Origin of the sequence: Pseudoalteromonas sp. R3, assembly GCF_004014715.1 — a bacterium.
GTDB lineage: Bacteria > Pseudomonadota > Gammaproteobacteria > Enterobacterales > Alteromonadaceae > Pseudoalteromonas.
Window position 1 is genome coordinate 3,226,098 of the sequence record NZ_CP034835.1, and the last position, 21,827, is coordinate 3,247,924.

General features: G+C 48.4%; 17 protein-coding genes. 16 read left to right on the top strand and 1 reads right to left on the bottom strand.

Features of this window, described 5'->3' with window-relative positions:
• The first annotated feature begins 36 nt into the window (after positions 1–36).
• From ELR70_RS19225 to ELR70_RS19280, 14 genes are all read left to right on the top strand, one after another.
• A complete protein-coding gene (locus ELR70_RS19225; protein ID WP_128064676.1) occupies positions 37–747 on the top strand; it encodes a hypothetical protein in 711 nt (236 codons plus the stop codon).
• Positions 737–901 (top strand): hypothetical protein, encoded by a 165-nt coding sequence (locus ELR70_RS24930; protein ID WP_164881461.1) that lies wholly within the window; start codon positions 737–739, stop codon positions 899–901. The genes ELR70_RS19225 and ELR70_RS24930 overlap by 11 nt, the downstream gene beginning before the upstream one ends.
• Before the next feature lie 5 nt (positions 902–906).
• Complete coding sequence (locus ELR70_RS19230) at positions 907–1,494, top strand: hypothetical protein (protein ID WP_128064677.1); 588 nt, start codon at positions 907–909, stop codon at positions 1,492–1,494.
• Complete coding sequence (locus ELR70_RS19235; RefSeq protein ID WP_128064678.1) at positions 1,482–3,245, top strand: hypothetical protein; 1,764 nt, start codon at positions 1,482–1,484, stop codon at positions 3,243–3,245. Before ELR70_RS19230 ends, ELR70_RS19235 begins: the two co-directional genes overlap by 13 nt.
• Positions 3,230–5,809: a hypothetical protein gene (locus ELR70_RS19240; protein ID WP_128064679.1), complete on the top strand. Its 2,580-nt coding sequence runs from the start codon at positions 3,230–3,232 to the stop codon at positions 5,807–5,809. The genes ELR70_RS19235 and ELR70_RS19240 overlap by 16 nt, the downstream gene beginning before the upstream one ends.
• A complete protein-coding gene (locus ELR70_RS25515; protein ID WP_241566324.1) occupies positions 5,799–8,126 on the top strand; it encodes a hypothetical protein in 2,328 nt (775 codons plus the stop codon). Before ELR70_RS19240 ends, ELR70_RS25515 begins: the two co-directional genes overlap by 11 nt.
• On the top strand, positions 8,123–9,907 hold the full coding sequence (locus ELR70_RS25520) for a hypothetical protein (RefSeq protein WP_241566325.1): 1,785 nt from the start codon (positions 8,123–8,125) through the stop codon (positions 9,905–9,907). Before ELR70_RS25515 ends, ELR70_RS25520 begins: the two co-directional genes overlap by 4 nt.
• Positions 9,908–10,299: 392 nt before the next feature.
• Positions 10,300–11,508, top strand: a complete 1,209-nt coding sequence (locus ELR70_RS19250) for a DUF642 domain-containing protein (RefSeq protein ID WP_054015328.1) — start codon at positions 10,300–10,302, stop codon at positions 11,506–11,508.
• A 278-nt stretch (positions 11,509–11,786) separates the two neighbouring features.
• Positions 11,787–13,223 carry a peptide MFS transporter gene (locus ELR70_RS19255; RefSeq protein ID WP_054015329.1) on the top strand — a complete coding sequence of 479 codons (1,437 nt, stop codon included), beginning with the start codon at positions 11,787–11,789 and terminating at the stop codon, positions 13,221–13,223.
• Between the two features lie 429 nt (positions 13,224–13,652).
• Positions 13,653–14,699 (top strand): 4-hydroxyphenylpyruvate dioxygenase, encoded by a 1,047-nt coding sequence (hppD, locus tag ELR70_RS19260; RefSeq protein WP_054015330.1) that lies wholly within the window; start codon positions 13,653–13,655, stop codon positions 14,697–14,699.
• Positions 14,700–14,856: 157 nt separating this feature from the next.
• Positions 14,857–16,170 (top strand): fumarylacetoacetase, encoded by a 1,314-nt coding sequence (gene fahA / locus ELR70_RS19265; protein ID WP_054015331.1) that lies wholly within the window; start codon positions 14,857–14,859, stop codon positions 16,168–16,170.
• A 127-nt stretch (positions 16,171–16,297) separates the two neighbouring features.
• Entirely contained in the window at positions 16,298–17,395 is a 1,098-nt protein-coding gene (locus ELR70_RS19270; protein WP_054015332.1) for a M23 family metallopeptidase, read from the top strand.
• A complete protein-coding gene (locus tag ELR70_RS19275) occupies positions 17,385–17,762 on the top strand; it encodes a polymer-forming cytoskeletal protein (protein ID WP_054015333.1) in 378 nt (125 codons plus the stop codon). The genes ELR70_RS19270 and ELR70_RS19275 overlap by 11 nt, the downstream gene beginning before the upstream one ends.
• A gap of 163 nt (positions 17,763–17,925) precedes the next feature.
• Positions 17,926–18,528 carry an outer membrane beta-barrel protein gene (locus ELR70_RS19280; RefSeq protein ID WP_054015334.1) on the top strand — a complete coding sequence of 201 codons (603 nt, stop codon included), beginning with the start codon at positions 17,926–17,928 and terminating at the stop codon, positions 18,526–18,528.
• Between the two features lie 32 nt (positions 18,529–18,560).
• Here ELR70_RS19280 and ELR70_RS19285 read toward each other — a convergent pair whose 3' ends face one another.
• Entirely contained in the window at positions 18,561–19,028 is a 468-nt protein-coding gene (locus tag ELR70_RS19285) for a hotdog fold domain-containing protein (RefSeq protein ID WP_054015335.1), read from the bottom strand.
• Positions 19,029–19,577: 549 nt separating this feature from the next.
• Between ELR70_RS19285 and ELR70_RS19290 the strand changes: the two genes are divergently transcribed.
• Positions 19,578–21,488, top strand: a complete 1,911-nt coding sequence (locus ELR70_RS19290) for a methyl-accepting chemotaxis protein (protein WP_241566326.1) — start codon at positions 19,578–19,580, stop codon at positions 21,486–21,488.
• Positions 21,485–21,682, top strand: coding sequence for a hypothetical protein (locus ELR70_RS25525; RefSeq protein ID WP_241566327.1), 198 nt, complete (start codon positions 21,485–21,487; stop codon positions 21,680–21,682). Before ELR70_RS19290 ends, ELR70_RS25525 begins: the two co-directional genes overlap by 4 nt.
• The last annotated feature ends 145 nt before the right edge of the window (positions 21,683–21,827 follow it).

The window sequence follows — 21,827 nt, forward strand, 5'->3', positions numbered from 1 at the left end:
GAAAAACAAACCGGCTATCTGTCTCAGGCCCTGTTTGTGCGCTTACCGGTATCAAATACTGCAATTGTCTACAGTCCGCCCAAATACTTTGCGCCACCGCAACCAGCAGCCCCGTTTCAGTATGCGCCGTTAGAAAGTCTGGCGCAGCTGCAACGTGCTCAGCTCAGCCTACAACAAAGCGATCCCGCCTCTGCGCCGGTTCCCAGATTAATTACTCTCAGTGATAATGGGATCCGCTACACCGAACAGGACATCACGCAGCTGGGCAGCTTACCTGATTTATCAAATACGTCTTCGCAGTATTTTATCAATCAGGGAACGCCTCGAGATTACTGGAAAGTACGTCTGTTCCAGCTACAACCCGGGCAGACCCTGATACAGGATTATCGTGCCAAAGACAAACCGATGGCGATAGTCATAAAACCCTTTTTCAGGGGCAATCGTCCTGAGCATCCACTCGTGATGAGTACCCAACTGGATGGGCGTTTTAGTCGTGCCTTTAGCGATGAATACAGCATTTCGCGTAAGCGCTATGCTTTGGCTCCTGAGCAAGATTTACCCGCTTTTTTACTGCACCCGAAAAACCCGGAACTAACTGCATACCCTTCAGTCACTCTGACTGTTGGCTCAGACATTGAACAGTTACATCAGTTAAGTCTGTCGGCGGAGCAAACCCTGTGGTTTGCTTTGCTGGAAGAATATGCGACACCTCCTCCTCAACCGCAATGGTGGCAACATGAATATTAAAGCGCTTTTTTTCCTGTCATTACTGCTGCTAGCTGGTAAGGGGCACACCAATGAGGCACCCGAGCTGCAAAGCCCCAGCTGGCAAGTGCTGTACAATTGGTTTGCACAGCCGGTTGCCTTGCCCCCTGGCAATTGCGAAGTAGGCCTGGGCTGATAACTTTGCATGCCAGCTCTAATCAGTTTGGTGGTGGAGATTTGTATTTCCACCCTAAGGGAAGCGCCTGTATGCTCTCTGTGCCTCATCAGTTTCATGATCAACTGACCGGCAAAATAGGCAAGGCCCTGTTCAATACTCGCTGCCAGGTCATGGTTATCAATACAGAGCACCGTAATGAGCCAAGTCCTGATCTGTACAGTATGGACTATTCACACCGTCCCAGTGGCTTGCATGCCGCCGCAGCGCAGGCTTTCGCTCGACGCTATCCTGCCAGTCATTTGTATCAAATACATGGCTTTAATCAGGACAAGCGCCGCACAGCACATGGCCGCCTGGCAGATTTCATTATTAGTCAGGGCAGACAAAATACCCCAGCTTTGGCACAATTAGGTCAATGTCTGTCAAAGGTAAGCGAGCATACCTATCAATATCCACATCAGGTATCTGAGCTGGGTGGTACACGCAATGTAATGCATCGCCTCGGCTTGCCTGCGGGGTTCTTTATTCATATTGAGATCAGTCGCCCAATGCGAGAGCGACTGGTATCAAACCCTCATACACTGGAACAGTTTGCTCTATGCCTTATTTGATTGTTTTGCTTCTGACAAGCGTTCTGCTGCCTGCGCTGGCACAGCCCGCGGCACTGCATCGTGCTCCGGACTGGTTCGAGCCCGACACACTGCAGCTGCATCGTAATGCCGCAGACATCAACCTGGGTGCCAAACAATCCCGTTTTATCCTGCTTCCGGCTGGACGCTGGCTCAGCATGCAGAGCGAAACAGACGTCATTCAAATGTGGCAAGGACAATCTCCTCACGTCATGAAGCGCGTTACGCGGGCTGACCTCCACTGCGAACAAAAACAATGTCAGTTACCAGCCGCAGCTACTACGCGCCTGATCCGCTTTTACAATCCAAATGAAAAGGTCCAGCAATTCTCAGCCTGGCAAGGGCTATTTCATCAACACCGGGATCCGTTTCGCATTCCTGTCAAGCTGGCGCTACCGGCAATGCAGCTCTATGAAGCGCAGACCCACACGACACATTACCGCTTAAACGACAGGCAGAGTATTCAATTGTTTTTTGCCGAGGCAACTAAGCTCAGATTAAACGCCCGGCGTATTCTGCCCGACCCGACTCAGCCAGGTATTGTCTCTGCCCGACTGAATGATGCTTTAATCAGTCAGATAGGCCTGAGCGATACCCCCGCCGAGGAATTTACTCCTCAGTTGCGCAAATATCGTCTGGGCCATGACGTAAAACTCAATGATGACCAGGTTATCGGCCTGGCTAGTAGTGACTACATCGCCGTGCCGGCTGGGGGTTATTTGCGGCTCGAGGCACAGGGCAATATCCTGCTAAACCTAGTGCGTATGGAGCGTGGTTTGTTTGATACCGACGCCGCACAAACCTGGCCAGAAACCCTGTTTAACCCATACTGGACAGATAACTTGCAGTGGCACCTGGAGCAGCTCTACCAGCACCACACTATTTCGGCTTTACACTCGGCGGATCTGGCACGAAGCAGTGCACTAGGACGTCAGCGATTGTCTGAGTTACAAGATACGGTAGGCACAGTGCGTTTTTTGCAACCAAAACGCGCAGAACACCCATTTACCACTCACGTTAGCGAGCAAACGGTGACGCAGGCTTATCGCCTTGCAACCGACCGCCTTTATGCAACCCAGCAGCGTCAGTTACTGCACTATCACGCCATCTCGGGTCCGGTCCAGTTTGAGCTGATTGATCAGCAACGCCTGTCCCCAACACTCAGGCTATATGCACGCACAACCAGCGCTACCCAACTGATAGTGGAAATAGACAGTTATCGGCACACCATAGATCTCTTGCCATCTAAACATTTTGCAATGCTGGAGCTGCCTCTGCCACTGGACGCACAGCAACTCAGCGTCACTGTCAGCGATCCCATTAAAGTGGACCTGGCTTTACGTGTCAGAGAGTTACAATCTTTGCCAAACAATGCAGTGTTATATCAACGCCCGGGGCTGCTCAGAGATAAAAGCCCGGCAATTGCCTACCGCCTGGAGCAACAGTTACAAAGACTTGCCCATTCCTATCAGCAAGGTTTGTCTCGGTTTGAGCTGACTCAACCGCAACACGAGAGCACTAAAAACAGCCTCAGTACCAGCCATTGGCACTATCGCCTCGGCGAAGCAGAAATGATGGTAAAACAAGACCCTTTGCAGGCTTTACCTTTATTGAAGTCACTGATAGACAGCCCGCATCAGGAAGTCGTGATCAGAGCTTGGCAGCTGCGCCTTGCCGCTTTTTCTGAGCTGGAGAGCATAATACGGTTGAGCGTTACTTGGGCGCTCTGTTAAGCCACGCTTACCCTCAGTTACAACACTATGCTGCTCAGCAACTATTGGATCACTACCAGCGTACTCGCTCGATTCATAACATTCAGGGGTTGTGCAGTATGTGGCACACAAGGTTACCAGCCTGCGAAGAAGCACTGCGCACCAGTTTTGTCGAATTACAACAAAACCTTTATGCTCTGTGGTTAGGCCATGACACGCGTAAAGACAATGATGCCTTGCGCCCTGTCCGTCAGCAACTTGGCTATACTGTGCCTGCCAGCCATCCACCAGCTGTTGACTATTCACTACATCATCATGGTGTCAGTACACTGCTCAGTGAAACAAGCAATACCTCGGCGTACCCAATCGTCAATCAAAGTATTACTGTCACCGCCCATCGCCCTATGCTGCTCAAAGTCAGTGCCAGGGCAAAGGCAGCAGAGACACAACAAGGTGAGATAGTCTGGCTGCGTGCACATCGCTCTGCACAAAGTGACATTATGCCGATATTTAACGACGTGCCTGCGACCACCACGCTGCGTATTGACGAGCAAGATCAGCCACGCTTATCCATAGCCAGTACCGGCTATTTTTCGCTTCAACCAGCAGAGCAACTGACCTTTAGTAGCGACCAACTAATACTGCTACAGTTTGATGCTTTACCGCCTGCGCATGCTGTCACGTCAGGCCAGGATCTAAAGGGGACTTTATGGCAGGACGACTTTATGTCGCTGCTCTATCAAACACCGCTCGAAAGTGCACAGTCTGGTGCTTTGCAACGCACCCTGTTACTCAATGCACTTTATCGTCTTGAGCAACACACTCTCAGTGAACATGAATATACCGCCCTGTCCGCAAGGCTGATGCAATCCCCGCCAAACCCGGCTCTGGGCATTCTGTATAACCGTATCCAGAGCTTTGGTCACTGGCAAGCATTCGAAGCTTATCAAAACTATGCGGGTACCCAACTGGTCGATTTATCTGCGCTGTCTACACGCAGTGTCGCAGAGCAGTTTAGCCGTCATACCAGTCGCGATGACGCGTTACCAGGACTGATCTTACGTCCTAACCATAGCCTTGCACTGGATCTGAGAGAATTACAGTCATTGCAAATCAGGCTGGTCTTACACTTCGCCAATGCGGAGTTATTGCAACAACATCAGCGACCGCAACTGAGTGTTGAGCGTGCCGATGGCAACGTGCACTGGCGTCTTGATAGCAACCGAAGTGAGCTCGGATTAACGCGTGCAGATTTAGCCAGCGGGAGACTGGTATTGCGTTGGCTCAACCCGTTTGCCGCACAGTTGCTGAGTGTTGAGGTAGAGGCCTATCAACAAGGCCGCTGGCAAACTATCGACTTGGGTGCTGAGCAACTCTTTTACTATGGCAATGAACGCAACCCGATCACCGCGAAACTGAGTAAAGACGCCATCCTGAAGCTGGAATATGTCGAGCAGGATACCCGTCGGGAGCAATCAGGCTTTTATCCAGCCGGACTACTGACCCTTGCACCGCAAACGTCGAGTCTGGCCAGACTCTACCGTTGGCAACTTGATCCCAATCGCCATAAACTGGCCGTAGCCCCGCCCGTACAACCACACAGAGTGCGCCAGCCCACACTGGTGTATACCCCAACAAAAACTCATTACCGTGAACCCATTATGCAGAGCGATGGCAACCTCACCCATGTTGAAGGCGTCATGCAATACAATCGGGATGGCATCTATCAAAGTAGTGAGCCGTTGGGGTCTGAACACACGCTGGACCTGGGCATACGGTTGCGTAACCGACACAAGCAACACTGGTATCGGCTGGAGAGCTTCTTCCGCCTGAATAACACCAGTGAACCGTCATTCAGTATCAATGGCCAGTATGACTGGCTTGATGATGAAGATGACTGGTTCGCCAAAGCGTTGTGGAACAACCGCTGGCAAGAGTCGCCACAAAGCCGGGAAACACACCTGACCAGCCAGTGGGCCATGACCATTGGAGAGATTTGGCGAGAGGATCAGCACTGGCGCCACCAATGGTGGTGGCAACCATTTTATTACTACACCAGTATTGAAAAAGACGAGTATCTGGCGGATGAAACCATTAGCAATGCCATGTTCAATTTTTACCGTCATAACCACAGCCATGGCTGGCGTGGCGGTTACCGTATCCGCCATCAGAGTCGCGTAGACAGTCAGCTCAGCGCCGAAATTACCACGACTTCCAATGAAGACTGGACCTCACTCGATGTAGCTTCACTAAGTGGTGTCTGGCAACAATATTATCGGGGTCATATTTTTTCTGTCGGCCTGAGCAGTGGCTATGTGTTTGCCGATGATCACCGCCCCAATGCGACCTGGCAGTATCTGACTACACTGGGCTGGCAAACGCTGTTCGACTTTAGCGAAAACACTGGCGGCTGGATCAGTCTGAACTGGACACAGGATTGGTTCCGAAATAACCATAGCATTCGTTTTGAGGTCACACTGGGCAATTTGCAGCGCAGCGGCTTTGACCCGTTTGCGCATGATGAGATTATCTTTGAATCGCTGCAATTGACGCATTTTTTAGAGCAGGATTTGTATGGCAGATAACCAATTAAAAACCCAGCTTCAGGCAATCTTATTTGCCGATACAGAACAGTTCTGGTTGAATCTGCACCGTCATAAGTACCAGCAGCTGATTGAGGAGCTAGCCGGTTGGGAGCTATTACAAGATCAGCCAAAAGACGAGCAGCTAAACTATTGGCAGCTGCTGCAAAGCATTGCGTTTTTGCGCCATAAAATTGAGCGGCTTCATGAGCAGCTGGAAGGGCATGATGCAGATTATCAGTCGTTTGTAGAACGGCTCAGCAAAGCCGAGCTGGCTACCGAGAAACAGCTACATATCCTCAAGTATGCAGAAACGTTGGGGGCTTCTGGCACCCAGCTGCAACAGGACAAGCAAGCGTTTACTCGCTGGTTTGATGAAGGTGCGGTCATTGGCCGCTATCAAACACTGGTTGCCGATCTGGAGCAAGATCTGCGCTTTTTTATTGCCAAACTCGGTGCCCTAACCAACCGCTATCTGCGTATGTCAGATAATGAGCTGGAACAGGCCTGGAAAAAGTTGGATTTACAGCCTTTTTTCCTGCGCTTAATGGCCACCAGTAACAACGCCCACGTCCGTCATGGCATGATCCGCGCTCTGGTCAATCAGGTTTCCGTGATCAATGAATTTAAAGCCGATCCGGACTTAGACAGCGAACTGGTTGCCGAACTCATAGAGCTACTGGATGCAGAAAATACCCCTTATCAGGCCATTATCGATATTCTTGAAATTCTGATCCACCAGCGCCCGACCTTTGTACGCAGTTATATGTGGGCCTATGTAGAGACAACGCTTGGTGATAATACCTCTTTGCATAAGCATAATGATCAGCTGTTCATTGTGGCTGCAATGCCTCGAATTCTGGCCAATAAGTATCCACTGGCAGAACGGGATATTCCACTACTGCGTGAACTGACACAACACCCGTTTGCGCGTGTACGCCAGGTGTGTATTGAGCAATTGCGCAACCTGCCTGACAAGTTGGCTAGAGAATTACTGGAACAACGCTTCGAAAAGGAAGTAGTCGACTCCGTACGTTTCACCCTGGTTAAGCAGCTTACCGCTGCTCGTTTTGCTGCTGACGGGTATGCGTTTGAATTATGGCGCTCCCATCTTCTTGGCGAAGAATGTCTGGAAGTTAAGCGTATGTTGTTGGAGCAAAGCCCCAGACTCATGCTAAATGAGGCCGTTGAAGTAACACTGGACGATACCTCAAGCAATCAAGACACAGTTTTAATGCAACGTTATCTGGGTGTATTAAATCAGGCGCTGGAGCGTGACCCCAACCTGGCAGTCAGACGCTATATTGCACGTACCAGGGAGCAGCTAATCAGCTTCACGCATCAAAGTCTGCACGCACAACTTGCCCAGGCACTGGCTGAGCAAGAAACTGTATACCTGCCCGGCGATATCGATCAGGATACACTGGGACGAGCGCTCAGCATGCTGGCTCAGCACGAGCAAAGCTTTAACGCCTATCGTGAAAAGCAAGGCTGGCGGATCCAGATAGATTACAAACGCCGCCGGCGCTTCTGGCGAGTCTGGCATGAGTTTTTTACACCCAGTACAGATAAACGTCAGAGCTTTAGCCATACCCGGGCCAAAATCCCCTCTGCACAACTTCATGTGCCCAGTTGTACCACAGCAGAGATCAGTGCCACAAATGTCCCGGGTGAAGCGCTTTACCACCTCAAAGAAGCCAGCGCACGGCCACATTTACCCCTGCCTGACTATTTATTGTCGGTACTCAGTCAGGATCAACTCAAGACCAGTGGTAAAAACTACACTCCCGATGGTATTTTGGTGGTGACACCGCCAAAGCGCCTGTGGCAGCGGGTTCGGGCTTACTGGCACTTGTCAGTCAACTACGCTGAAATCGATGGCCTGCGCAAGGGCAATGCGCTGGAGCAGCAAAATTATATTGCACAACTGCGCAAACTGGGCTTTGGTCTGGAGTTTAAACCTTATGGCAGCGAACTTGGCTGCACCTTTTCGGTTGAGCCGGGTATTGCAAAATTGTTTGCTCGGGCAGGCGTACCTGGGGTACTGGTTAATCTGGGCTACAGTTTTAAAGAATACCTGTATTCAATTTATCAAAACAGCATAGGTCAGCTGGTATTTTTTGTGTCGACCTTTATCGCTTATTTCTGGTTGCGTCATATTCGGCTAAATCGCAAAATTCGCAGCAACCGAGCCAAGATCCCCGTCACAATTGGGGCTGGGGCACTCGAGGAAAGTCGGGTACCGAGCGACTCAAAGCGGCATTGTTCAGTAGCCTGGCACTGCGCGTGGTCACTAAAACAACCGGGTGTGAGGCCATGATGATTTTCGCTCGCAGCTCAGGGGAGCAGTATGAATTGCCGCTGTTCAGACCCTTCGATAAAGCCAGTATCTGGGAGCAAAGTGATGTACTGGATTTTGCCCGCTCGGTGCGCGCAGATGTCTTTTTATGGGAATGCATGGGCCTGACACCCAGATATGTGCGGATCCTGCGTCGCTGGATGCGCGATAACTTCACCACCATCACCAACACTTACCCGGATCATGAGGATATCCTTGGCCCGAGCGGTGTTGATGTTGCACGGGAAATGGCCGCCTTTATTGGAAGCAACACCCAGATTTTTACCGCCGAACAAACCATGGCCCCGATTCTGAATCGGGCAGCGGACCACAAGCAATCCACCCTGATCCAATTGCACTGGGGTGATGGCTTTCAAATCACGCCCGACATCCGTGCCCTGTACCCATATGAAGAGCACCCGGACAACATTGCTTTGGTATGTAAAATGGCCCAGTACATCGGCATTGACAAAGATTACGTTTATAAAGAGACCGCCGAGCGTATTGTACCGGATGTTGGCGTATTACAGCATTTTACCGCTGCACCGGTCGATCACCTGACTCAATCTTTCGTCAATAGTATGTCAGCCAATGAGCGTCTGGCAACTCTGGAGAACTGGCGCCGTCTTGGCTTATTTGATCTGAACGACAAGCCTGAGACACAAACCATTGCGCTGCTGAACAACCGTAATGACCGGGTTGCACGGTCAAAAGTATTTGCACAGATCCTGGTGGAGGACCTCAGTTTCGACCATATTGTGGTGATCGGGAGTAATGTCGATGGCTTCGAGGCATATCTGGATCAGGCACTGGATACCCGGGTAAATCGACTGATTGACAATAATGACAAGCAAGATCTGGTACGCCTGCTGGCACAATGGAAATGTGGAGAAAGCCCGGAGCACTTTATTCAACAGTTAAACAGCCTGTTTGAAACTCCCATACTGGATACTGCTCACTTGTTTGATGACAACCTGCTGGCGACGGCACTCACTGAACATATTGATGATAAAGCCCAGCAAGGCATTGTCCGGCTGCGGGTTCAGAATTGGCAATTGGCACACTCCCTCAGAACATTGGAAGACCTGGCAGCAAACCGCAAGCAACTGAACCGAGTTCTGAGTAGTATCTTGCACAGCAAATTACTCTTACTAGACAATCCGCATATTACCGCGGATGAGCTCACCAATCGGATCGCTCGTCTGGGGCTGGCCGGACAACATCAGTTAATTGTGGGCATGCAAAACATCAAGGGGCCGGGATTAAACTATGTTTATGCCTGGCAGCACTGGCATGCTTTGCATGCCAGCTGTGAGCGCCTACTGGAACCACAGATCAGTCATGCTCAGTTTCGTCGTGACCTTAATAAGTTAACACAACTTGATAAGGTCAATCGTATCGAGCGCGACTATTTTTCGCAGATGCTACAAACCTTCAGCAAACTCCCTCAAGCACAAAGCGAATTTGCCCAGGCCGAACTCAGCCATCTGGCAGAGCGACTTACCCAACAAAGCGCCAGTGATGGACAAGCTGCCGGACCTGAGAGCCTCTCAGGTGTTACACGCTTTGTGCTGCAAGTGGTTGAGTCGTTTCTCGACGCCGGCGCTGCGGTCAAAAGAAAGAAAACCGCTCAACAGGTTTATCAGGATATTGCCACACAACGGATCACGCCGGAGCGCGCCATCACGGTTCTGGCAGCACTAAACCGGGGCCAAAAACCGGGCTGGCTAACGGAGCGCTGGCTTAATCGCGGCAAGGATTAACAGCGCTCATGCATCTGTTTAGCAGCACCAGGCCTGTGTAGGCATGCTCCTTGCTCTGATCATCTGTGAATGACTTAAAAACGGTGTCATTTCGCAGTGTTCAATTTTATTAAGCGAAATGGCCGGGACAGGCGTCGCAAAATGCAAAACAGTGCAAAATGCGAACTGTGACTGTCCAGATGACATGTAAAAGTATTAGGTACAGAGGCAATGATAGTTAATCCTTTGGTACCAATTTTATATTGTAATACTGAGGCATAAATCGGAACTAACAGTCATTTTTTGATTTCTAATTGACCAAACCGCACAAAAGTAAGAAAATGGGATTAGTTAAAATTGATTAGGGATAACATTTTATTTACACAAATAGAATTTAGCCCTGGAGTATGTCTATGAAATTATCAGTTCTTGCGCTTGGCCTGAGTGCCGCCCTAATCAGCAGCTTTGCTGCAAACGCCAGTGAAAACCTGATCACTAATGGCTCTTTTGAACAGTCTGATGCTGTTAATGGCTCCTGGAGTCTGTTCAGAACTTTGCCCGGCTGGAGCCGCAGCTCCGCTAAGTTTGAAATTCAGACTAACCGCCTTGGCCTTATCCAGGCACAAGATGGTGAGCAATATCTTGAACTGGATTCTACCCGTAACTACAGCGCATACCAAAGTATCGCTACGGAAGCTGGCAAACAGTATGTCGTGAGCTTTTACTATTCACCACGTGTTAATAACAACAGCACCACCAACAAAGCAACCGTATATTGGGACGACCAGGTCATCGCTGAACTAAATGGTACGCAACGAGGCTGGCAACACTACACCATCACAGTAACGGCAAATAGCGACGCAAGTACTTTGAAATTCGTTGGTGCTGGTAACTCAGACTCATACGGTGCGCTACTGGACAACGTCTCGGTAACAGCTGATTGCATCACAGGCTTATTTGGCATAAATAACTATGGCTCCGCGCAAAGTGGTTACGTGTATCACTTTAATGTTGACGCTGGTCAGTACAGCACAGTATCTGGTGTAACACACACCGCATCTAACATCGCAAGCAAAGACGGTGTGCTTTATTTCATGGAGCAGACTGACAGCAAATCTAAAGCTTCGACCTTGTGGGCGCTGGATCTCAATGGCAACCAGCAATATAGCGTGGCGAATGCAACTTCATGGCCTTTGTATCGCTCAGCTGTTACACCAGATGGCGTGTCTTTACGCAGCACCAGTAAAACCTACATGTACGACTTTGACATGAACAGTGGTGAAAAAACCGTACTGGGTAAATTGTCGTACCCGGGCGATGATTTCAGTCATGGTGACATTGCGTACTCAGCAGATGGCAACATCCTTTACGTGTTGACAGGTAAGGCACTGTATACGCTGGATGAAGGTAATATGGAACTGACTAAAATTGGTGAGCACGGTGTTAACTGGGCTTCCGGTCTGGCCATTACTGCTGACGGCAAACTGTATGTCTCTGGTCGCGAAGCAGGCAGCAACGCGCAAATCTGGCAAATGAACCCAAACACAGCCGTTGCAACTTTAGTGATGGAAGGTCCTGAGCATATTAACGACCTGACCTTTGTCGACAATTTCTGTCGATAACCGAAACAATCGCTCTAGATGCGCAAAAACCAGCCAGGCAGGCTGGTTTTTTTGTATACAAAAGCGTCTAACCCAGCTGGTAAGGCTTCCCCATCGCCATCCCACTAGGTATACTGACGCACTTTTAATGAATAGTTAGTCAACACTGACCTAACTTGGAAATCATTTGGGGACTGGCCACCCGTTCAAAGTATGTTTGATATGACTGTCATCTTCAGTACGTTCGACATCGATAATATTAAGGCCAAAACAACACATTTGATTGAAATGGGAATAATATGAATTCATTACCTAATCGCGGTGAGTTTCTGGGTCATCCAAAAGGCCTGTTCTTACTCTTCGGCACGGAAATGTGGGAGCGCTTTGGCTACTACGGAATGCGTGCAATACTCGTTTTATATTTGGTTGCTCAGGTACAAAATGGCGGCTTCGGCTGGACCAACGCCGATGCACTGAGCCTTTATGGTACCTTTACCATGGCGGTATACCTGACACCTTTGATCGGTGGTTGGTTAGCCGATAACGTACTGGGTCAGCGTAAAGCCATTATCATTGGTGGTATCCTGATGGCCGCTGGTCACTTTACTATGGGTATTCCGCATGGTCTGGTTGCCGGCATGGAAGAACAAGTCTTCTATGTGGGTCTGGCATTATTATGTGCCGGTAACGGTCTGTTCAAGCCAAACATCTCTACCATGGTTGGCGACCTGTACCAGGAAGGTGATAAACGTCGTGACGGTGCTTTCACTATTTTCTACATGGGTATTAACTTAGGTGGCGCACTGGGCCCACTTATCGCCGGTTATGTTGCAGCACAAATTAACTGGCAAGCCGGTTTCATCGCTGCCGGTATTGGTATGGTGATCTCTGTTGTCATGCAACTCCTACTGAGCCAGAAATATCTGGGCGACATCGGCGTAGTGCCAGCAGCCAAGCTGTCTCAGCAGCAATCTGCCAGCAACACCAAAGAGCCACTGACAAGTCAGGAAAAAGACCGTATTCGCGTTATCTTCACTATGAGTGTGTTCAGCATTATCTTTTGGATGGGCTTTGAGCAGGCCGGTGGTCTGATGAACCTGTTTGCTGCTGACTATACCGACCGTATGCTGATGGGTTTTGAAATCCCAGCGTCATGGTTCCAGTCTTTGAACTCTATCTTTATTATTATCTTCGCACCACTGGTGGCCATGATCTGGCTTAAACTGGACAAGCGTGAGCCAAACTCTCCGGTTAAGTTTGCTATCGCGTTAGTATTTCTGGCGCTGGGCTTTTTGACCATGATGATGGCGCTGATCACTGAAGGCAGTGATGCAGGCAACCTGCAAATCAGCATGATGTGGTTGGTGCTTTTCTATCTGTTCCACACACTGGGCGAGCTATGTCTGTCGCCAATTGGTCTGTCTATGGTGAGCAAGCTGGCTCCACTGCGTTTGGCATCTCTGCTAATGGGTCTGTGGTTCCTGTGTACAGCGGTTGCGAACAAAATCGCGGGCTTTGTTGGTTCCTTCATCGGCGAAGGCCAGGAAGCAATGAATAACGCGATGAGTATCTTCATTGGTCTGGGTGCAACTGCACTATTGTCTGCACTGGCGATGTATCTGCTTAGTAACAAGCTGGTTGACTGGATGCATGGTGCGGAAGGAACGACTGATGAACCACATACTCAAGAGCACTATCTTGAGAAAGAGCTAGAGATCTCTGGCGAAAGACAGTAATTTCTAATTCCTAACTCGTGTAAAAGCCGCACTAAATTTGTGCGGCTTTTCTGTTTTCAGCCCTCATTTGTAAACTTATCAATACAGCAACGGGAGATTTTACCTCTGCTGTATCTGTCTCTGTATCAATAACAAGGTGATATCGCTGTCAACGCCAAACTTTAAAACCTTTATTTTTCAGATAGATAAATAAAAGCCCGCTGAAAAACCACTCGTAATACAATCCATTTTTAAGAACAAATAAGGCCTTTTAATCGATAAATTTATCCTGTTCACGCAATCCGTATAACCCGGACAATTTGTACGACAGAATTTACATTTTCCCCGCTTGCTAATTCATGCCGATAGCTTCCCCTTTTGAGCATTTTGATTAATCATCCACAGCACAAAACAAATAGCGATCCAGTGCTTTTAAGCGGGAGTATGACAATGAGTGAAGTAACAAATCCTCTAGGCCTAGTTGGCATTGAGTTTACCGAGTACGCAACACCAGATGCGGACTACATGGAAAAGATTTTTGCCGATTTTGGTTTTTCTAAACTGAAAAAGTTTAAAGACAAAGACATCCTATACTACAACCAGCACGACATTCACTTCCTGCTGAATAAAGAGCGTGGTGGTTTCTCTGCTGAGTTCGCTAAGAGCCACGGTCCGGCTATCTGCTCTATGGGCTGGCGTGTAGAAGACGCACAAAAAGCGTTTGAAACCGCTGTTGAGCGCGGTGCAAAACCAGCAACTGATTCAACCCACAAAGACTTGCCTTACCCTGCTATCTACGGCATCGGTGACAGCCTGATCTACTTCATCGACGTATTCGGTGATAAAGGTTCTATCTTCGAGCAAGACTTTGTTGATTTGGAAGAGCAAGTGGTTGTTGAAGACAAAGGCTTCCTGCGTATCGACCACCTGACTAACAACGTGTACAAAGGCACCATGGAAACATGGGCAAACTTCTATAAAGATGTATTCGGCTTTACTGAAGTTCGCTACTTCGACATCAAAGGTCAGAAGACGGCGCTGTTGTCATACGCACTGAAATCTCCGTGCGGCACCTTCTCCATTCCAATCAATGAAGGTAAAGACGACAACAACAACCAGATCGACGAGTACCTGGACGAGTACAATGGCCCGGGCGTACAGCACCTGGCATTTTTGACCAACGACCTGGTTGCGTCACTGGATAAACTTGACCAGACTAACATTGCAACATTAGACATTGTTGATCACTACTACGACACCATCTTTGACCGTGTACCTTGGGTTAAAGAAGACCGTGAAAAGATCAAAGAGCATCAAATCCTGGTAGACAGCCAGAGCGAAGATTGCTACCTGCTGCAGATCTTCACTAAGAACCTGTTTGGTCCTATCTTTATCGAGATGATCCAACGTGTTGACGACGGTGGATTCGGTGAAGGTAACTTCCAGGCGCTGTTCGAGTCTATCGAGCGTGATCAGGAACGCCGCGGCGTGATCTAATTCTCCTTTGAGAGTAGAAAATTAAAAGCAGCTTGGGGCGAAGCCTTGTGGCTGCTTTTGCCGTTTTAATTTGTCTGAGACTCAGGTGTTGCATTGAAAAATCAGAACACTATCACCACATCTGAGAACAGCCTCAAACTTGCAAAAAGGAAAGACCATGTCTTTTATCAACGAAACGCATGATATTAATCTGAAGAGCTGGGTTGCCAGCGCCAACCAGGCTGGCAGCGACTTCCCAATTCAAAACCTGCCTTTTGCCTCATTCCGTCGTAAAGACAGTGCCGAAGAGTTCCGTGGTGGTGTTGCCATTGGCGACCAGGTACTGGATTTGGCAGTGGTTGCTGCGGCAGGCATCTTCAGTGGTGAAGCACAGGACGCAGTAGAAGCGGCCAACGCGCCTAAACTGAATGAATTTATGGGTATGGGTCAAAATTATTGGTCTGCCCTGCGTCTGGCATTATCTCGTGCTCTTCGTGAAGGCTCTGAGCACCAGGGCGCATTGGAAGCGGCATTAGTTGCTCAATCTGACGTTGAATATGCATTGCCGTGTCACATTGGCGATTACACCGATTTCTACACCTCAATCTACCATGCTACAGCGGTAGGTAGCTTGTTCCGTCCGGACAACCCTTTGCTGCCTAACTATAAGTGGGTACCAATCGGTTACCACGGCCGTGCTTCATCGATTGACGTGTCAGGTCAAAACTTCCCACGTCCTAAAGGTCAGACTAAAGCACCAGATGCAGATACACCGTCTTTCGGTCCTTGTAAGCGCCTGGACTACGAACTGGAGCTGGGTATCTACCTGGGTAAAGGCAACGAGCTGGGTGACTCTATTTCGATTGAAGATGCCGAAAGTCATGTGTTTGGTTTCTGTCTGTTCAACGACTGGTCTGCCCGTGACCTTCAGGCTTGGGAATATCAGCCGTTAGGCCCGTTCCTGGCGAAAAACTTTGCCTCGACCGTATCACCGTGGATTGTCACCACAGAAGCGCTGGCGCCGTATCGCACTAACTGGCACCGTGATGAGCAAGATCCTCAGCCTCTGGAATACCTGGAGTCTGCACAAAACCGTGAATCTGGCGCGTTTGATATCCAGATGGACGTACTGCTTGAAACAGCGAAAATGCGCGAAGCCAATGCTGCACCAAGCAAGCTGTCAGAATCAAGCTTCAAGCACAGCTACTGGACTGTGGCACAAATGGTAACTCACCACACCGTAAACGGCTGTAACTTCCTGCCGGGCGACATGCTGGGTTCAGGTACTCAGTCTGGTCCAGAGCATGAAGAAGCAGGCTCACTGCTTGAGCTTTCTCGTGGCGGTAAAGAGACCATCACCCTGGATAATGGTGAAGAGCGTAAGTTCTTAGAAGACGGCGACAAGGTCATTATGCGTGGCTGGTGTGAAGCCGATGGCTTTGCACGCATTGGGTTTGGCTCAGTCGAAGGCACTATCCTGCCGGCTAAATAGCCCAATCGCAAAAGCTTTTCTATATAAAACAAAGGTGTGCTTAAGTACACCTTTTTTTTGTAAGTAAATACTGGCTTTTTGCATAAAAATTGTTAGAGTGAGTCGTTATTTTTAATTTTTATATGTTATGTTTCGCTATATCAAACGCCTGATCACATCGCTATTTCAATCTAAACAGCTAATGATGCGCCAGAATGGCCAGGTTAGTTTGATGGTTGTGCCTGGCTGGTTGCAATTTATTGCGCTAGTGCTGGTTTGTGGTGCTCTTACCTGGTTAGTTATCAGTACATCAGCGTTTTTTAAACAACAAGAAACGGTTAATATCCTACAGACTGAGCTGCAAACTCAACAGCAAGCTTGGGCAAAGGAAAAGCAGCAACTGGCTGCACAGCTCGCGGAGCAGCAAACTCAGCTTGCAACTCTGAACGAGCAACATACGGTACTCAGCGAAATAGTCAGTGCCCTGCCGACATCAATTACCGAACAAGCAGACACGCCAGCCCTTTTACCTGAAGCTGAGAACCAAGTTGACGTAGCTCCGACAGTCAACGATGAGCATGAGTTTGAAGTACACAGTACAGACCTCAATGATGCGCAAGCGAGCCTCCTTATTAGATTACAGACAATCATTTCAGCGCGTCATGATCAGCTTATGGCTGGGTTTAGTGAAGCAGGTCTGACACTCATCCCCGAGAGCAATTCAGCACAGGGGGGCCCCTACCATCAGGTCGACGCGACCTTATTAAACACCCGCTACACCCAGCTAATTGATGATTCAGTGCAACTCAACGAGCTGGAGAGCCTGTTGCAATCAACACCTAAGATGATGCCGGTAGCTCACGATAAGTATTATATTTCCAGCGCTTTTGGCTTTCGCAAAGACCCGCTCACGGGCCGTCGTGCCTACCATAAAGGCGTAGATATGGCTGGTTGGCATAAAACCCAGATCATTGCGCCTGCTGATGGTGTGGTGAGTAAAGCAGGCAAAAATGGTGGTTACGGTAAGTTTATTGAAATTCAACATGCCAACGGCATTGTCACTCGTTATGGTCATCTGCATACCATCAAGGTTAAAAAAGGTCAGTCAGTCAAACAATCCGATGTGATCGCATTGATGGGCAGTACAGGTCGCAGTACCAGTACACACTTGCATTATGAGGTGTTACAGGATAAAAAGCATATAAACCCTGTAAAACTGGCAAGAGTGCTCAAACGTGTTCAATAAAAAGAAAAACTCATTTCCTTTCTCGCTCATTTCTCCCGACACCACAATCACAGGTAACATCCAGTGCGATGGTGAAATTCAAATCGATGGCAAAGTGGTTGGCGACCTGCAAGTGACCCAGTTGATCATTGGCGAATCGGGTGTCGTCGAGGGTAATATCGTTGCAAACCAGGTTCAGGTTCGAGGAAAAGTACAAGGCGGGATCAGCGCAGACAGTGTTACACTTGAACCCAGTGCCAGAGTCACCGGTGATATTGCACATGATACTTTATGTATTCAGGCTGGTGCCCATATACAAGGTCAGTTGAACCATCGTGCAGAGCAATCAAATGTCACGCCTCTGGACAAAGCCAGCAAGGCTGAATAACTCGCCCCAAATGAGCCACCGGTAACATTTCATAACACAAAACATAGACTTAGCCTTTCACTTCTGTATCTTAAAATGATACATTTCTGCCGTATTTGAAGCACCAAGCGAGTATCACACGCTCGCTTTTGACAACACACTGAAGTAATTAAAAGGATATAGAGTGAACAAGCATATTTTAGGCCTGTTACTGGCTACAGCATCTTTAGGCTCTCAGGCTAGTGAGCTAAGTAAAAGTTACCTGGAAGTAGGTTATGGTGAGACTAGCCTGGATGGCGCACCAAGTTCAGTTGACCCTCAGGGGTTTATCATTGCGGGAAGCTATGAGTTTGCTAACGGCATTTTCATGGGGCTCAAAATCGATCAGCACTCAGACAGCCTAAATGTTCTGGATGACCTTTTCAGTGACGATTATGATGTTGACGAAACAACTTTTAATCTGGGCTATATTCTGCGAGCGACAGATAAAGGACGCTTTGCGGTCGGCGCTCAAGTTGGTGAATTTGAAGTATCAACTAAACGTACTAACTCAACGATAGATACCCGTCGTATATACGGTGAGTATGAGCATGCTTTTGGCAAGCGCATCAGCGCCTATGGTCAGGCAGGCTATGAGTTGCTGGACAACTCTACAGATGATGAAGATGGTGTATTTATCAATCTGGGTTTGCGATTCAACTTTACGCCAAGCTCAGCGGTTGTACTTGAGTACACCAATGGTGTCGAATACACCCAGACAGAAGTAAAATATCGCTATACTTTCTGATAGAGAAGGGCCCGCAACTTGCGGGCCAAGCACTATTTTTTCGCTGAGATATACATAGTCACATCGGCGTGAAAAACCTTAACGCCTTCACGATTAAATACCTCAACCGGTACAATGAGCTCTTCTTTGTCCTGCCATTGGCGCGGTAATGGAATGATTGCTTCTGCGCGTAAGTCAGTGTCCGCTTTTTTCAGATATTGCACTGTCATCCCCTTCGGGATCCAGCGATGTGTTTTCGATGGAATACTGGCATCAGTCACCACCCCTGCGCATAATTCTGCAAGGTTACACTGAGCAATTGCATGCACTGTCCCAATGTGATTGTGGACTGCCTTTCGATTAGGCATCTGAGCCGTAATACGGCCTTCACTGAGATGGGTGATCTTAGGCTTGATAGTGCCAAAATAAGGTGCCCTTTTACAGACCGCCTTGCTGAATAGCCAGTTGCCAAAGGGCAACCATTTAAACTTCTTATAGGTTTTTAATAAGGGTGTTGCCATAACGCTTAACCTGTTGGATTTGAATAACACCTCACACTAACACATCTGACCAGTTAGTTCAGCCCTGTTTGTTGGTTTATTTACTCACCTTTTACAATGAATATCATTGTATTAGGTCAGATATCAGAAGGTTACAAACTTATAATTGCCTTTTTCACAACAATATAAATACCAGGCAGGCTCACCCTGACAGCATCCTTGTATTTATATCATACCCAAAAAAATCGCCTGCCAAGTTTGCACAGCAAAGATATAAAATATTTCATAGCATGGCAGCCAGGTACAATTGTTTTTCCTCTAATTGACTGCAAACTTCACTTCACACCTTCGTGATCCACCCGACATATTTTATAATAAACAAAGGCATAGGATGGATTTTACATTATTCAGAACCGTTCTAATAAAAAGCACTTTATCCCTATTTTTTAAGTAAACCTGGAGCTTTCTTTCATAAAAACAAAATTGGAACGATTCAAGAACAAAGATTTAAAACAATCAACAAAAAACAACAAGTCTGTATGTCTCTAATACTTTGACTAAAGATAAAACTTGTCATTTTTTGCAATTAACGACTTTAATTATGGACGACAATATAATGAAAAGTACGCCACGGATGACGCCTCTTTCGAACTTGGTGATTCTATGAAACTCAGTAACAAACTCTACTCAGCCTTTGGTGTTCTTATTGTGCTGATGGTGATGTCCAGTACACTCGTCTGGTTTAAAGTCGCCACCGAAACGGCCCGGGCTCAGGAAGTCACAGGCGATGATCTTCCAGGCATGATCCTCTATAGCCGTTTACTCGACACTGAACACCAGCTTAAAAGTGCAGCGCTCGAATATATGAACGGGGATACCAGTAAAAAATCCACGTTTAACGAGGTATTTCGAAAGTTCAAAGAAGTACACACGGAGTTATACCGCTATGAATCCGCCAAGCAGGCTGACCGGGAAAAAATGGCCCATATTCTCAAAAGCATTACCACGTATCATCAGCGCGTCAATCAGGATGTTTTTGGTCGCTATGACCCCGATGCCTACCAGCGTATCAAAACCCGGGTGGACCGTCTTGAGTCGACCACAGGAGAGCAGCTAGAAGCTCTGCTGGATAAGCTTAAAGAGCAGGAGTTTAGCGATGCCATGCAATCAACCGATTTGCAGGAGTCACTTAACGATGACTTGCCAGGTGTCCGTTACTATTTAGAGCTTGTCGATGAAGCCGGCGATATGATAGCCGCGATTATTTCACATACAACGGGTAATACGAATGCAGAAGCTGACTTTAATGACGACGCTGCCAGCTTTGAAGAATACCTGAATTTATTGATACCGCTTGAGCAAAAGCCAAATGAGCTGCAAGATATCGCGACCATCAAACGCTTATACAAAACGATACGTGACGAGGCGACTGTCGTGTTTAGTAGCTATGACCCGACGGCCTTTAAACAAGCCACTGCAATGCTCAGCGAACTGGACAGAAAGTATATTCAGGACATAGCAAAAATCCTCGACGTATCTGCGAAAGAAGAAATCGATGATGCAACAGGCGCACTGGAACTGTTGGTTGAGGGACTCAATTCGACGTCTATCGTGATTATTGTGATCACACTGATCGCTGCGATTCTCGGTATCGCCATTGCTTATATCATTAGCCACTCAATCGTATCCAGACTCAATCAAGTACTCGGCGTGGCTGAGCGGATCAGTGCCGGTGATATCTCTGACAGAGATATTATGCACAAAGGCCAGGACGAAATTGACGGTCTGGCGGAAGCCACCAACAAAATGGCTCGCTCTTTAAACGAATTATTGCACTCTATTGCTCAGGTGGTAGATGATGTACGCACCTCTAGCCATGATATTGCCGAAGCCAACGACCAAATCGCCTCGCGCAGCCGCTCATCTGCCGATCAATCAACTCAGGTTGCTACGGCCATTGAAGAAATGAGCGCCACAGTCTCAGAGGTTGCATCACAAAGCCAGGTAGCAGCCAGCCACGCCGATCAGGCGCGTACACTGGCCTCAGGAGGCGGAGATACCGTCGGACAAACCGTCAGTAAGATTAAAACGGCCTCACAAAACGTGCAGAAAACCGCTGAAAACGTGACCCACCTGGGCGAACTAAGTAGCCAAATAGGAAACGTGATTGGCGTGATTGGCAGTATTGCCGAGCAGACCAACCTGCTCGCCTTAAACGCGGCAATTGAGGCTGCGCGAGCCGGCGAACAAGGCCGTGGTTTTGCGGTGGTTGCCGATGAAGTCAGAACGCTTGCTGAGCGCACCTCAAAAGCGACAGAGGAAGTGGTTTCAACAGTTCAGTCAATTCAGTCGCAGACCGAACATGCCGTCAACTCAATGCAAAACAGCGTGTCTCAGGTTGATCAAAGTGTGTCTATGGCGGAAGCTGCGGGGCTCAGCTGGATGATATCGTTCGCGGTGCGTCTGAGATTGCCGCCATGATCCAGTCGATAGCGACAGCAACAGAGGAACAATCAGTCGTTGCTGGAGAAATGGCTCAGGATATCTCGAAGATAGAGCAATCAAGCCAAAGCTCACTACAGGATACTCAGGTTGCGGCTTTGTCTGCACAGCAGCTCAATAAACAAGCCGAGCAACTGGCTCAGTTAGTGCGTAAGTTCAGACTCAGAACTTAATCACTCCGCCCATCAAATATTTCGATATATCACTAACCGGGGCCCAGAGTAGCACCGGTTAGTGATAGAGACCTTCATTTTTGTCTGCACAGTGATACACTGCCCCTCCCTTTTCCCGGCACACCTGTCGCGAAATGTACATCGG

Bases quoted from the DNA above. Each gene is read 5' to 3' on its own strand.
- ELR70_RS24930 (WP_164881461.1), top strand. From the start codon at position 737: ATGAATATTAAAGCGCTTTTTTTCCTGTCATTACTGCTGCTAGCTGGT.
- ELR70_RS19235 (WP_128064678.1), top strand. From the start codon at position 1,482: ATGCCTTATTTGATTGTTTTGCTTCTGACAAGCGTTCTGCTGCCTGCG.
- ELR70_RS25515 (WP_241566324.1), top strand. From the start codon at position 5,799: ATGGCAGATAACCAATTAAAAACCCAGCTTCAGGCAATCTTATTTGCC.
- ELR70_RS25520 (WP_241566325.1), top strand. From the start codon at position 8,123: ATGATGATTTTCGCTCGCAGCTCAGGGGAGCAGTATGAATTGCCGCTG.
- ELR70_RS19250 (WP_054015328.1), top strand. From the start codon at position 10,300: ATGAAATTATCAGTTCTTGCGCTTGGCCTGAGTGCCGCCCTAATCAGC.
- ELR70_RS19255 (WP_054015329.1), top strand. From the start codon at position 11,787: ATGAATTCATTACCTAATCGCGGTGAGTTTCTGGGTCATCCAAAAGGC.
- hppD (WP_054015330.1), top strand. From the start codon at position 13,653: ATGAGTGAAGTAACAAATCCTCTAGGCCTAGTTGGCATTGAGTTTACC.
- fahA (WP_054015331.1), top strand. From the start codon at position 14,857: ATGTCTTTTATCAACGAAACGCATGATATTAATCTGAAGAGCTGGGTT.
- ELR70_RS19270 (WP_054015332.1), top strand. From the start codon at position 16,298: ATGTTTCGCTATATCAAACGCCTGATCACATCGCTATTTCAATCTAAA.
- ELR70_RS19285 (WP_054015335.1), bottom strand. From the start codon at position 19,028: ATGGCAACACCCTTATTAAAAACCTATAAGAAGTTTAAATGGTTGCCC.
- ELR70_RS25525 (WP_241566327.1), top strand. From the start codon at position 21,485: ATGATCCAGTCGATAGCGACAGCAACAGAGGAACAATCAGTCGTTGCT.